This is a genomic window from Bartonella sp. AA83SXKL, assembly GCF_042196965.1.
Lineage (GTDB): Bacteria > Pseudomonadota > Alphaproteobacteria > Rhizobiales > Rhizobiaceae > Bartonella.
The window spans coordinates 1-12,962 of sequence record NZ_JBHIRG010000014.1; the positions used below are offsets into that span (position 1 = coordinate 1).

The 12,962-nt window shown below is 36.9% G+C and carries 11 protein-coding genes and 1 pseudogene; 3 read left to right on the top strand and 9 right to left on the bottom strand.

Going from position 1 to position 12,962, the window contains the following annotated elements:
• Positions 1 to 154: 154 nt before the first annotated feature.
• The 4 genes from ACFINO_RS06960 to ACFINO_RS06975 all read right to left on the bottom strand — a co-directional run bounded on the left by ACFINO_RS06960 (position 155) and on the right by ACFINO_RS06975 (position 3,594).
• Positions 155 to 316, bottom strand: a complete 162-nt coding sequence (locus tag ACFINO_RS06960; RefSeq protein WP_375655312.1) for a hypothetical protein — start codon at positions 314 to 316, stop codon at positions 155 to 157.
• A gap of 502 nt (positions 317 to 818) precedes the next feature.
• On the bottom strand, positions 819 to 1,790 hold the full coding sequence (locus tag ACFINO_RS06965; protein WP_375655313.1) for a WD40 repeat domain-containing protein: 972 nt from the start codon (positions 1,788 to 1,790) through the stop codon (positions 819 to 821).
• A gap of 10 nt (positions 1,791 to 1,800) precedes the next feature.
• The gene (locus ACFINO_RS06970; RefSeq protein WP_375655314.1) at positions 1,801 to 2,829 is read right to left on the bottom strand and encodes a CobW family GTP-binding protein; all 1,029 of its coding nucleotides are present in this window, start codon (positions 2,827 to 2,829) and stop codon (positions 1,801 to 1,803) included.
• A gap of 21 nt (positions 2,830 to 2,850) precedes the next feature.
• Entirely contained in the window at positions 2,851 to 3,594 is a 744-nt protein-coding gene (locus ACFINO_RS06975) for a creatininase family protein (RefSeq protein ID WP_375618543.1), read from the bottom strand.
• Positions 3,595 to 5,062: 1,468 nt separating this feature from the next.
• On the opposite strand from ACFINO_RS06975, the gene ACFINO_RS06980 reads away from it, so the two are divergent.
• Positions 5,063 to 5,419: a hypothetical protein gene (locus ACFINO_RS06980; RefSeq protein ID WP_375655315.1), complete on the top strand. Its 357-nt coding sequence runs from the start codon at positions 5,063 to 5,065 to the stop codon at positions 5,417 to 5,419.
• 807 nt (positions 5,420 to 6,226) lie between these two features.
• On the opposite strand, the gene ACFINO_RS06985 is transcribed toward ACFINO_RS06980, so the two are convergent.
• Entirely contained in the window at positions 6,227 to 7,561 is a 1,335-nt protein-coding gene (locus ACFINO_RS06985; RefSeq protein ID WP_375655316.1) for an NAD(P)H-dependent oxidoreductase, read from the bottom strand.
• 163 nt (positions 7,562 to 7,724) lie between these two features.
• Between ACFINO_RS06985 and ACFINO_RS06990 the strand changes: the two genes are divergently transcribed.
• Positions 7,725 to 8,204 (top strand): MaoC family dehydratase, encoded by a 480-nt coding sequence (locus tag ACFINO_RS06990; protein ID WP_375612287.1) that lies wholly within the window; start codon positions 7,725 to 7,727, stop codon positions 8,202 to 8,204.
• 171 nt (positions 8,205 to 8,375) lie between these two features.
• Here the strand turns inward: ACFINO_RS06990 and ACFINO_RS06995 are convergent.
• The 4 genes and pseudogenes from ACFINO_RS06995 to ACFINO_RS07010 all read right to left on the bottom strand — a co-directional run.
• Positions 8,376 to 8,552: pseudogene (locus ACFINO_RS06995) on the bottom strand (integrase); the annotation flags it as partial.
• Between the two features lie 564 nt (positions 8,553 to 9,116).
• Positions 9,117 to 9,776 carry a methionine ABC transporter permease gene (locus ACFINO_RS07000; protein ID WP_375609233.1) on the bottom strand — a complete coding sequence of 220 codons (660 nt, stop codon included), beginning with the start codon at positions 9,774 to 9,776 and terminating at the stop codon, positions 9,117 to 9,119.
• On the bottom strand, positions 9,769 to 10,803 hold the full coding sequence (locus tag ACFINO_RS07005; protein ID WP_375612288.1) for a methionine ABC transporter ATP-binding protein: 1,035 nt from the start codon (positions 10,801 to 10,803) through the stop codon (positions 9,769 to 9,771). Before ACFINO_RS07005 ends, ACFINO_RS07000 begins: the two co-directional genes overlap by 8 nt.
• Positions 10,804 to 10,851: 48 nt before the next feature.
• The gene (locus ACFINO_RS07010) at positions 10,852 to 11,670 is read right to left on the bottom strand and encodes a MetQ/NlpA family ABC transporter substrate-binding protein (RefSeq protein ID WP_375618539.1); all 819 of its coding nucleotides are present in this window, start codon (positions 11,668 to 11,670) and stop codon (positions 10,852 to 10,854) included.
• Between the two features lie 506 nt (positions 11,671 to 12,176).
• On the opposite strand from ACFINO_RS07010, the gene ACFINO_RS07015 reads away from it, so the two are divergent.
• Positions 12,177 to 12,815 carry an SH3 domain-containing protein gene (locus ACFINO_RS07015; RefSeq protein ID WP_375655317.1) on the top strand — a complete coding sequence of 213 codons (639 nt, stop codon included), beginning with the start codon at positions 12,177 to 12,179 and terminating at the stop codon, positions 12,813 to 12,815.
• Positions 12,816 to 12,962: the final 147 nt, after the last annotated feature.

Here is a 12,962-nt window from a genome sequence, read left to right on the forward strand (position 1 = left end):
AGGCTGTCTTTTTATCATCTTTCCAAGAGGAATGAAAAGCATTCCGTATTGTCTCAAACGACTTATTTTGCGTGGTCATATCCACTAAACCAGCATGAAATAAGGTATTTGGCAAAAGAAGATAAGTTGGAATCTGTGGAACAACCGCTCTAATTTAGAGATTAGACTGAACATCAAGCGGTATAGAGAGATTAGACGAAGGATTAACAGGGGCAAAAGACCCAGAAGGCTTTGGTTTAACAGGGGCAGAAGGAGAAGGAACAGAATCCGGAGATGAAGGAGATACCGTAACAGAGGGCGGTAATAGAAGCTCCATGAAATGATTATTAGATGGAATTTTCTAGGCAAGAAACTGAAGTGTAGAAGGCTGCTCGTAGGAAACTTTGCCCTTCAGAAGGGGAAATCAAAAAATTTTTTATTTAGGAAAATAGTGTTGAATTCCCTTCTTCTGATCGTAGGAATAAATCGTTGTTTTAATGATGATATCAGCTATTTTTTGCCAAATTTTTAAGAAAAATGCTTTTGTGGAAGTATGTAGCCTATATAGATGTTTATAGGGAGATGGGGGGGCGGTCTTGAGGGTGATGATGGGGGTAGCAATGTTAAAAGGTCAAAAAACATGTTTAAGGTATTTTCTTGTCTAAAGGGGGGAGAAAAGGAAGAGGGAAGATTTAATGATTACGAAGATTTTAGGAGATTTTTGGGGGGGAGATTAGGGAGATAGGATTTCTGAGAGCTCTGGAGATGCACGGGGATAAGATTTCTGGAGGATTGTGTGGGCATTTTTTATCGGCGATAATTGCGCTTGTCGGTGTAATTTAATCAGCGATATTGATTATACCACATTCACCATTTTCGCTACCGAAGGAGAGGTTTTGCCCTGCTTGATCCCAGTTAAGTGCTGAGATAGCGCTTTTCCCACAACCTTTTAGAAGGACTTCTTTTCCATCATGAAAATGTGCCGCTAAAATCATTCCATCATTGAAGCCTATTGCTACAATTTCTTTGTTTGGGTGGCATGAAACGGTGCTAACAAGCGCATTTGCTCGTGTGCCTAGTTCTAGTGGTGTTTTTCCTATGGGTCCATCTTTTGTATGAAAGGGCCAAACAATTGCGGCAGAGGCACCTGATGTTGCTAGCCATTTTCCTTTTGCGCTCCAAGACCAGCTTTTGACTTTGCTTGGATAGCCACTCATGCGGAGGTGCTGATTATCAGTGAGACGCCAGCCATGCAAGGCGTTTTCTTGCATGGTGGAAATGACATAGCGGTTGTCTGGTGAAAAGGTGACACCACAATGAGCTCCTTTCCATACCAATGTGGTGGGAGATATTTGCGTTGATAACCAATGAAGAGTGACTCCATTGTAATGGGCAACGGCAAGTCGCAAACCTTTTGGGGCAAAAGCAAGGCCTTCTACACTGCGTTCATGTGTGAGCTCTTGTCGTTCTTTTCCAATATGCGCAAATGCGAGGCGTGAAGAGGAAAAAGCAAAAGCTTTTTGTGGACCAAAAGCAACGTTGTTTATCCATTTGCGTTCTTTTTGGCTTAACAATTCCGTGTGATCTGCTGCGGTTGTTTGACAGACTTTTCCATCTTCTCCACCGGTGATGATCGCGGTATTGTCATGGGAAAAATGGCTTGAAATTATTCCTTGGTGAACTTCAACGATTTGTGGGGTTGGATTAAAAAAAACAATGAAACCTTCTACGGAAACAAAGGCTGGTTTATTGCCTATAAAACCGCAGGAAAGGCAGTAACTTTTGAGATCATAATGGGTAATGTTTGGCATTATCACTCACTTATGCGCAATTTTCAAAACCAGTTTTTAATTTTTCAGCATCAAGAGAGCGTCCTATAAAGACAAGGCGGCTTTCTCGTTTTTCATCTTCACGCCATGGGCGTTGATGTTGTCCTTCAAGAAGCATATGTATCCCTTGAATGACGTAACGATCATCGTCTCCTTGAAAGGCGATAATGCCTTTAAGACGCAAGATATCAGGCCCTTGTTGCTGTGTAACCTGCTGGATCCAAGGGAAAAACTTTTCTGGTTGCAGAGCATCTGTTTTTAAACTTACAGAAGTGATGGTAATATCATGAATGGTGGATGCGTGATGATGGTCATGATGACAATCGGGACCGCACACATGGTTGGCATGTTGGTGTGCATGTTCGTGATCGAGAAAATGAGGTTCATGATCGAGAGTCCGTTGGAGATCAAAAAAACCACGATTAAGGAGTGTCTCAAGAGGGATATTGGTGCGCTGTGTTGTATAGAGTATAGCGCGAGGATTAATGGCCAGAATAAGGGATTCAGCATGGCTGCGTTCTTGTGGGGTGACAAGATCAATCTTATTTAAAAGAATAATATCCGCGAAAGCAATTTGGTCTTCAGCTTCACGACTTGTTTTTAATTGAGAGGGAAAATGCTTTGCATCAACGACTGCTATGACACTGTCGAGAGCTGTTTTTTCATGGATAGTATCATCCATGAAAAAGGTCTGTGCTACGGGAACGGGATCAGCAAGCCCTGTCGTTTCTATAATGATCGCATCAAATCGATGAGAACGTTGCATCAGACTTTCCAGAATGCGAATGAGATCACCACGCACGGTGCAGCAAACACAGCCATTATTCATTTCATAAATTTCTTCGTCTGATTCAATGATCAGGTCATTATCAATACCAATTTCACCAAATTCATTGACAATGACGGCATAACGTTTGCCATGATTTTCATTGAGAATGCGGTTGAGAAGGGTGGTTTTCCCAGCACCAAGATAGCCTGTGAGAACCGTAACGGGAAGTTTTTTGGAGTGTATCGTTTCCATGGAGAGACCTTTTATTGTTCTTTATTGCCATGTGTTTATGTTAAATCGATTGATATCATCAAGTAAATCACGAAGCTGAGACAGAACATGAGAAAAGATTGCTTCACCGGCTTGTGGTGTTGCTTTGCTTGCATTTCCTGCTGCACCTTGCGTGTTCAGATCTCGCATTGTCCAACCAAAGGCATGAGGACCATAAGCACGTAAATACCGATAATTGGCAATCATATCCGCTTGTTTATTATGAAAATTTTCTGCCTTTTCCATATGGACTTTTTCTGGTGCTAAATAGAGCATGAGAGAGGTTTCGATAAAGCCTCCATGGATATCAAGATGTTGTTGAGATGGCTCCATGAGACTTTGTGGTAAACCAAAACGGCTCCAGCTTGTTGCTACAGCGAGCATGGAAAGGCGCCTTCGTAATTCGGTTATAACAATGCTCATTAAAGGTGAATTTCCTCCGTGAGCATTGAGAAGAAGAAGACGGTTGATCCCTTTGTGATAACAGTTTTCACCAATCTTTATCCATCGCTTAATCGCATCAGAAAAGGTAAGGGTTTGTGTACCTGTAACATCCATATGTTCTATAGAATAGCCAATCTTTTCAACCGGTAAAAGTGCGATATGAAACTGCTCTTTTGTTTGTAAAGTGAGGGCTTTTGCAAAAGCTTCAGCTATAATCCAGTCGGTTTCGAAAGGAAGGTGCTCTCCGTGATATTCGTGTGCGCCCAAAGGTAAAAGAGCGAGAAAAGGCCTGTTAGATACCATAAATTATTGCCTAAAAGAGAAGTTAACATAGACAAAGTGATCGAAGGTGCTGTCATTATTTAATCTATCTATAAGAGAAACGCAAATAGGCGTCTTTTTACATCACATATGGATGCATAAAAATGAGAGCTTTGTTAAAAATAGAGAAACTTTTATTGAGCAAAGCCAACGCAATTTTTCTGTAATATTAGGCAAACTTTCTCAAGATAGTTATCTTTTGTAATTATTTCTGATGTATATTCTCATTTTTAATAAGTAAATATTCATACATATTAAATTCTTATACATCAAATAATGAAAAATATTTTCATTATTTATTGAAATATATAATTTTTTATTAAGTTTATCTATTCCTTTTATTTAAAGCATTTGATCAATTCTTTATTATTATTATTTATTTTGCACAAATTGCAGACAGTTATGTGAATATTGCCAAAAATTTCTTTCAAAGAGAATTATTTTTTACTAATACAGAGTAAATATAATTACTCAAAATATAAATAAGGCTGCGCTCTACAATATTGACGAAAAATATTGAATAACTTTTATGAAAATTAAGAAAGAAAGTTGTTTTTCAGTATTTTTGGGATCATTTCATTTTTCATGACTCTCTTTTTATTTAATTTTAGGTAGTTTGTTGGAGCTCTAGTATTGCTTATAATGTTTTTGTAAATCTGATAGATTTACTTATTTTATGCATTTGTTTTGTTAGGTTTGAAAGTCAATATTTTGTGTTCTTTATGCTGTATGAGATAAAGGGGGCTGAATTACCTCTTTGAAGATGCTATGCGATATTTTTTTCTTTATATATCAGTAAAAGTTGAGAATTATTTTATTAATGTCTTTTCCATTTTAAAATAGAGATCTTAATTGCTTTTTTACATTTTTATACCTATTTTATAGAAAATGAGTACACTATTTTAAGGTTGTTTTATTAGGATAGATTTGTTTTAGATCAAGTTTTTATTCGCTACCAATTTTATTTTTCAATATTACTGATAAGTGATATAATAAAAATCCATTAAGTACTATTTCATTTTTATGTTTATTGAAATAATAGACAATCATATATCATTATATTGGCAGTTTTAAATTTTATAGTTCTTTAAAATTAATTACATTTTAAATTATTTATAAAAGCTCTATTATATAATTTTTTAAATTAATTTGTTTCGTAATATTTCTTATAATAAGAAATTTAACAAATTCTTATTATTTTTAATTATAGCAATAAAATGACAAAATAATATTACTGTTAGTATCTTGATTTATTATGGTGTAAAAGGAATAAATTATTTTTATCATTTATTGTTTTTTATCTTTACATGTAATACATAATGTGTTATATTATAATAACAAAATTACATATAATATTTTATTATAAATGATTAAATATAAGTTTTGGTTTTTATATATGGGAATATTCTTTCATTTTTTTCAGTGAAGAAAAAGAGGAGCAAAGAAAGCTATGTTTAAAATATTTAAAAATCGTGTATGTTCATTTACTTTTACACTATTTATTCTTTTTTTTGTACAAACTATAGAGGGAAATGCAAGTTTTGTAAAAAACAAAGTTCAAGCTAGAATAGCAATTACTATTCCTACACTAGAAAAAAATATAGCTATTAAAGCTGTGGATAGAGTTGTTATTCAAGGCGTTGAGGAACAAGATGTTATTGCTTTAGGGAAAGCTGAAAAAGCTGCTGCCTTTTCAGGTTCAGTCTTTTGGGGGGGAATAGGTATTTTATCACTTCTTGCTTCTTTATGTATTGGGGATGTATTAAGTGCTGTTGTATCTCTTTTTGGAATATTCATTACACTTTAGTAGAAAGCTCATCGACAGAGTAGAGGATTTTTTTGTTCACTTCATTATTTAAAAAAATAAATATTTTAAATTATTTATACTGCAATAGATAATAAAATCACTACTCTTAATAATAAATGTATCTTTTATTAACATTATTAAAGTTCAAGATCCTACATTTATGTTTTTTTTACAAATTAGTGTAACCTGATTTTTTTACAGTTTATGATTATTTTCTAGTAATAAGTCTAGTATACTTACTATCTTTATCAGTCTTTTAATATTGTCTGCCTTTTCTCATATGAAGATTATTCATCAAAGGTATATTTTATCCTTTTTAAATTTTTTTATCTTTCATAAGGGGATAAAATAAAAAATATCCCTATATCCATGGCTCTCATGTAATAAGAAAAATGAGAAATTATTATTTATCATTCAAATTTGTTTATGTTAAATACATCAAAAGTATTTTTTATGTATAACAAGTTGTGTTCGTGTATGGACAAAATTATTAAAAAAAAGAGTAAAAATTCTTCTTATGAATTATCTCTAAGGTTCAAGGACTGTTGTAGTATTGGCAAATAAATGATGGTGCTGGTTTGTATCTTTATAGAGTAAAGATAGTAATACACAATGAATCTTATGCCATCTCATGGAGTGGTTTATACTGTCGCATTTACGGGACATATTGTGAGAGGAAAGTGGTAATGTGCATCGTTGGAAAATGCTTTTATTAAAACATAAACCTGTATTTGCGATAGAAGTGTATTCTGGGTTATTCTGTTGCCTAAGGGAAGGATACTGTTAAGTAAGGTAATTCAGGAGTATTTATAGCTTAGCGGAAGAAGGGCAATGAAGTAAAAGGTCTTGTTTAGCACGAAGACGTGCAATCCATTGATCTTCACGAATAGCAGTATTATGTACTGTAATGAGTTCGTTTTTTTTAATTGCAGCTGTTACTGTTGCTTTTTCTAAAAGACCACAAGGAATGGCGTGGTGAGCGCGTGCTTCTGAAATGTTCATTATCCAAGCACGATAAGTATAAAGACCGATAAAGTCTAGCTGATCACCTGGATGTAAATCTTTTTTAGCAACAGCACAGACTTCTACTACGGGATGGCTAAGAGGGACCATATCTTTTTTGCCATAAAGCATAATACGTGCGCAGGTGAGGGGAACTTCCATTGCTGTTAAATGATAGGGGCGATGAAAGGTGAAGTAAGGTCCCTGGCCAATTTTTAAATCTTCCATACGTTCGCGTAAACGTGGGTGTGCTATTTCTGCAATGACAAAGACACCTGGTGAAACACCTTGACCTATTGAATAATCTACAACACCATATTGCTGTAAAATGCCCCCATCTTGTTTTGGAATAAGCACTTTGTTTAAATCTTGTAGCGCTGCTCGTGGTCCATGCATTCCTGGGCAATCGGGGAGAAGTCCGGTGGCATTGGCAATGGCTGCCATTTCAACCATCGTTTTGGAACCATCAATAAATTCAACCAACATGCGCACATTCATATTACGCCGGAATGCTTCTTCTTCGTAAGCGTCAGGTGTAGCATCAAAGCGCAGAGGATTATTTTTTCCTTTACCCGCTGCAACAATCTTATGTCCAAGGGCTGAAACAAATTCTATGAGTTCCATACAAGAAGTAGGTTCATCGCCGGCACCAAGTGTATAAATGAGCCCTCGTTTTTCTGCTTCATGTTTGAGATAAGCGCCAATTGTAACATCTGCTTCAACATTCATCATGACAAGATGTTTGTTATTCTCAAGCGCTTTGATACCAATCTCTGCTCCTGTTTCGGGATAGCCTGTTGCATCAACGATAATATCAATTTGTTCATGGCGCAAAACAAGGTTAATATCATCTGTTGCTGCAATCAAACCCTTTTCAATGCTTTGGGTGAGAGCATAAGTATTTTCAACTTCACAGACATGTCCATCTTCGCCATAGGCTAGTGTAGCGGCATCAAAAATACGTGACGGTGTCCTCGTGGCTACAGCAGCGACTGTTATACCATCCATATGCGCAATACTTGATAATAAATCTGTGCCCATTTCACCACAACCAATCAGTCCAATACGGATGGGGGGATGGTTTTCTGCACGTTGTTTCAAATCATGCGCTAAACCTGTTAGGTTCACATTGCTTGCCATTCTTTTTTCCTATTTGAAAACTATTCTGCTAAAGAACTTTTCTCATTCATAAGGTGCATTTGTTTTTAAGACAATTAATCTTTTATTCTTGATGCTCTAATCAATGGATTTTATAAAAGCAAGAGGGGTGGTTTCTTTTATCAAATAAAATAGGAATAGCGTTATGCAGCAAAAAATAACAGTACAAGATGTCACCAGTTTTATTGGGAAAGAAGTGGGATTATCGGAGTGGCGTCTTGTTACACAGGATATGATTAATCAGTTTGCATGTGCTACAGATGATCATCAATGGATACACGTTGATGAGGAAAAGGCTAAAAAAACACCTTTTGGCGGCACGATTGCTCATGGTTTTTTAACATTATCGCTTTTGTCTACGCTCGCTTATGAAGCTCTTCCAGAGTTGGAAGGGAGCACAATGGGGATTAATTATGGTTTCGATAAAGTACGCTTCATGAGTCCTGTGAAAACAGGGGTACGGATACGTGCGCGTTTTGTGTTAGACGACGCAGAAATTCGCCCTTCTGGTCGAGTGGTTTTCCATTATGGGGTTACGGTGGAAATTGAAAAGTTAAAAAAACCAGCTCTTACAGCTCAATGGCTTATTGTTGCTGTTGTGGAAGAAAAACCTTCCAATATCTAGATTATTTGAGTGCTTTATTTTATAAAATTTTTATACAATTCTATTAGAAGTTTCTTCAATGATGATATTGAGAATAATCTATAGGATGATAGATATGGTGGAGCTATCATAGCGTTGATAGCCATAGCAGGTTGCTATCTTTCCTAGATCGTTTTGAAGAGGAGTTTCCTAATGAAGATAGTGCATTGCTTCACGCTTTTGTTTATAGCGTTCTTTAATGGGATCATACCCATCACGTAAAACAGAACGCTTCAAATGGAATATACTTGCGTTGCCAATTCACGGGCTTATTTTAAAGCAACATCTCTCAACGCTCGTTACACCCATGTCGCAATGGCGCCTGTGAATAGTATAACGATAAAGCCATTGAGCACCCCTATCTTTATGCTTGTGAAGAAGAAAACCGGTACTATTATCATATTATATGCTAGCCGCCAATGTTAAGACAGGTCTTGGCGCTTGAGATAATTCATAAGAGGCACGCCTTTCTTTCTTGTATAGTTTTACTCACACGTCTCTTCCCGCTTTTAACGTGCAAGCGAGAGGTTTTGGTTGATTCTATATGGAACAAATTGGGAATGAGAGGATCTTACGGTATTCAGAGTTCTCATTCAATATGAATAACGCCATATTATCATTATAAATTCAATGTGTTATCTAAGGTTGGGAAAGGTCGTGACCAATGTCTTAATTAAAGAGAGTCTCACATACTGTGAGATCTCTTATTTTATCCCCTTTATATTAAAGCCATTAAAACTATTTTCTTTCATGTTACAAACGGATGGGGAGAGATAAAAACTGTTTAAGAAAAAAGTTCCTAATCTCTTATGAGTGTTTTTGATAGGCAAGGGTTGTTGCACTTGGAAAGTGGCAAAGAGGATGATGGTATTGGCATGTGAAATTCTAAGTCTTTTAATGTTTTGTTTTATCAAGTTTTTGTACGATTTTATCAGAAGTCCATTGGGTTGTAATATTGAGCACGATCAAAAGGATGATGACGATGGTCATGATGAAGGTATTGTAGCGTTGGTAGCCATAGCGGATTGCCATATCCCCTAAACCGCCTCCACCAAGATATCCAGCAAGTGAGGTGGCTCCTATAAGAGAAATGACCATGACTGTAAAACCTGTAATCAGGCTAGGGAGAGCTTCAGGAATAAGGACATGTCTGATAATTTGAAGACGACTTGCACCCATCGAGCGGATCGCTTCAATGAGACCGTTTTCAACGGTTTTAAAAGAGAGTTCCGCCATGCGAGCATAAAAAGGGATAGCTGAAATGGTCAGTATAAAAATTACAGCAGGCATTCCTATCCCTCTTCCTACAACGATACGCGTAACGGGAAGAAGATAAAATGCAAGAATGATAAAGGGAATGGCACGAATACTGTCAATGATCATGCTTAAAGGGCGATTGATGAGAGATGAGGAAAAAATCCCTCCGCGTGCTGTTGTGTGAAGAAGAAGACCAAGGGGAAGCCCTATAATAAATGCCATAACAGAAGCACTAAGTGTCATCAATATTGTATCAATAACAGCTTGGGGAAGTTCATGAGACAGAACATTAAACATAGCCTAAGACCTCACAATATCGTCCTTTTTTCGTTAACCATTGAACAGCTTTTTCTAAAGCTTCTTTATCTTCTCCAGGAAGAGCCAAGAAGAGTCTCCCGATGGTTTCATCTTGAACTGTATCAATGCCACCATGCAAAATACGTGCTTTTAAACCACTCTCATTTTCTAGAAGATGAAGAAAAGGCTGCTGGGCAATTTCACCGGCAATATTAATTTCAATGACAGCTTCTCGTCCGATTGGTTTGAGATTTTTCGCAAATTTTTCAGGAAGTTGCGGGGTTACAAGCTTGAGCATGGCTATGGTTGTATCGTCTTGCGGTGATGTAAAGATGTCTTTCACACGTCCTTCCTCTACAATGTTTCCCTGATTAAGAACAACAACGCGATGCGCTATGGTGCGCACAACTTCCATTTCATGGGTGATGAGCACAATCGTGAGATTGAGGTGTTTATTAATATCAGCAAGGAGCTCTAGAATAGATTGTGTTGTTTCAGGGTCAAGAGCAGAGGTGGCTTCATCTGATAACAATATTTTAGGATTAGCAGCAAGAGCGCGTGCAATGCCAACGCGTTGTTTTTGCCCTCCTGACAATTGTGCCGGATAGCAATATTCTTTCCCAGATAACCCAACCAATTCAATCAGTTCAAGGGCACGTTTGTGGCGTTGTTTTTTACTTACACCACTTAATTTAAGCGGCAATGCAATGTTATCAAGAATATTCTGCGATGAGAGAAGATTGAAATGTTGAAAAATCATCCCAATTCGTTGACGGTAAGGCGCCCATTCTATCTCTGATAGATTGGAAATATCAACACCTTCAAAAAAAATGGACCCTGCATCAATCTTCTCTAACCCATTTAAACAGCGAATAAGTGTTGATTTTCCTGCTCCACTGCGCCCAATAATGCCAAGGATTTCACCAGCATGGATATTTAAAGAGAGATTATTAATTACCGGAACACCAGCCGTTTTGTTAAAACAACGGCTGATGTTTTTTAAGGAGATAAGAGTAGGTTTTTCCATTCACAATTACTCGGATATTTGACACAGTTACTCAGATATTTGGCACAATTACCAAGATGTTTGGGCGGTATTGCCAAAAATCTCTTTGATTTTTGCACGGATAAGATCGTTGTTGTAAGCGGCAACTAATTTTTTAACCCATGGCTCATCTTTTTCGCTCGTGCGTACAACGATGATATTATCATAAGGATTATTTTTTGCGCTCTCCCATGCGACTACATCTTTTTCGAAGTTTAATCCGGAAACAATAGCCCAGTTTGTGTTTATAATTGCAAGGTCAAAATCGTCAATAGCTCGTCCTAACATACCAGCATCGAGCTCACGAATTTGCAGGTTTTTAGGATTTTCGATAATATCAAGTGGAGATGCAAGAATATTATGAGGATCTTTTAACTTAATGAGACCTAAAGAATTGAGAAGAAGTAAGGCTCTTCCACCATTAGATGGGTCGTTCGGAATACCAACATGTGCACCATCACGAAGATCTTTTAAGTCTTTTATTTTGTGTGAATAAACACCGATTGGAGCAATAAATGTATAGCCGACAATTGAAAGTTTATAGCCACGTTGTTTCATTTGTTCATTAAGATAAGGGGCGTGCTGAAAAGCATTCGCATCGATCTCTCCTGCGTTAACAGCATCATTAGGCAAAGCGTAATCAGAAAAATAAACGAGTTCAATATCTAAACCGGCTTGTTTAGCCTGTTCAGCAGCAGTTTTCCAAATAATCGCATCCCGCCCTTCCATAATACCAAGTTTGATTTTTGTTTTGTCTGCGGCCATGGAAAAAGCAGTAGACAAAAAAAGTGCAAAGAGAGAGAGGAATAATCCTATAATCCGACTACGAGAAAAATTTTTTAATGTCATATGCTTTTAACTTTCTTTTTCGAAAAATTTTTTGAGGGAAGTTTCAATATACTCTGTATCTTTTTAGGCAGATTTAAAGTTATACAAGCTTTAGAGAATATTCAATCACTTTTATTTTTTTAAGAGTATTATTTTTCCTTCTATTTTAGTTGTTTTGGGGGCTGATCATCATTTGTTCATAGAAATTCTCTGAAATTCAAATAATTAATTCTTTTATTGCAATCATTTGTTGAGGGAACCAATGCCCCTTTAAAAACTTTTGTAAGGGACAATTGGTTGAAGAACCAGACAATCAGATGATGCTTTAGCCGTAAATTCATGAAGAACATACTGCGCAATCAAGATCAAAAGGCCGTGTTCGTGTAGGCGATAAAGAGAGATTTTGTTGCAATGTTGTGGGGTTTTTGGGGGGGAATAAAGGTTGCTGATCATTGGATTTAAACGCGGCAAATTTTTGCAAAGGCGAATTTTTGCCCTTCATACGTTTTAAGAGAGGAAGAAAAATAATGTTAAGAAAGAAATTTTTATCAACAATGATGACTTTATGGGCTTTAGGAGCGTCAGGGGTGGCTGTGACTGCTTTTCACGCGGAAGCTGGAACCATTACAGGAACAGTTGCTCGTGTTGCATCAGGTCAGGTATCTTTACGCACAGGCCCTGCGACAGCTTATAAAGTTATCGCAATGGTTCCAATGGGAGCAAAAGTGCAAATTTATGGCTGCCTATCCAATAAAACTTGGTGTTCTCTTGGTTATCATGGAAAAGTTGGTTGGGCATCTGCACGTTACGTCAATGTTAACGATGTTCCTACCATTGCTTTTAAAAAGATGCCAGCAAAATCAAAATCCATGGTAAAATCGCCAAAAGAAAAAGTAAAACAGGCTGTTTCCGACTTTAAAGCTCTTCCGGCGATTCAAAAAACACGGAAAAATATGCAAAAACTATACAGAACAGATATGATTATCGATTCTACAGGTGTTAAAAAAAGGGATGAACGAACAATTTTAAATCCGTCGCAAAAAGCACAAGGCGTTTCTGTAAAGCACGTGAGTGCTTATAATCCCTCCTTTCCTGATAATGTCAATTACAAAAATTTTGAACGTAATGAAACGCGTTACCGTGTCGTGACCTATCCTGCTCGATAAGGGTAAAGTTAATTTCATAACCGGAATGACAAAAAGGATCAGCAGCATGAAGCAAACAATGCTTATGCTGCTGATCCTATTGTACCGTAAAATGTCATTAAGGCGGCAATGCTTAACTTAAGGTGGCGAGGCATTCAAGGATATTCA

Excerpts from the sequence above, each read along its gene's own strand:
- ACFINO_RS06960 (WP_375655312.1), bottom strand. The coding sequence starts at position 316 with ATGGAGCTTCTATTACCGCCCTCTGTTACGGTATCTCCTTCATCTCCG.
- ACFINO_RS06965 (WP_375655313.1), bottom strand. The coding sequence starts at position 1,790 with ATGCCAAACATTACCCATTATGATCTCAAAAGTTACTGCCTTTCCTGC.
- ACFINO_RS06970 (WP_375655314.1), bottom strand. The coding sequence starts at position 2,829 with ATGGAAACGATACACTCCAAAAAACTTCCCGTTACGGTTCTCACAGGC.
- ACFINO_RS06975 (WP_375618543.1), bottom strand. The coding sequence starts at position 3,594 with ATGGTATCTAACAGGCCTTTTCTCGCTCTTTTACCTTTGGGCGCACAC.
- ACFINO_RS06980 (WP_375655315.1), top strand. The coding sequence starts at position 5,063 with ATGTTTAAAATATTTAAAAATCGTGTATGTTCATTTACTTTTACACTA.
- ACFINO_RS06985 (WP_375655316.1), bottom strand. The coding sequence starts at position 7,561 with ATGGCAAGCAATGTGAACCTAACAGGTTTAGCGCATGATTTGAAACAA.
- ACFINO_RS06990 (WP_375612287.1), top strand. The coding sequence starts at position 7,725 with ATGCAGCAAAAAATAACAGTACAAGATGTCACCAGTTTTATTGGGAAA.
- ACFINO_RS07000 (WP_375609233.1), bottom strand. The coding sequence starts at position 9,776 with ATGTTTAATGTTCTGTCTCATGAACTTCCCCAAGCTGTTATTGATACA.
- ACFINO_RS07005 (WP_375612288.1), bottom strand. The coding sequence starts at position 10,803 with ATGGAAAAACCTACTCTTATCTCCTTAAAAAACATCAGCCGTTGTTTT.
- ACFINO_RS07010 (WP_375618539.1), bottom strand. The coding sequence starts at position 11,670 with ATGACATTAAAAAATTTTTCTCGTAGTCGGATTATAGGATTATTCCTC.
- ACFINO_RS07015 (WP_375655317.1), top strand. The coding sequence starts at position 12,177 with ATGTTAAGAAAGAAATTTTTATCAACAATGATGACTTTATGGGCTTTA.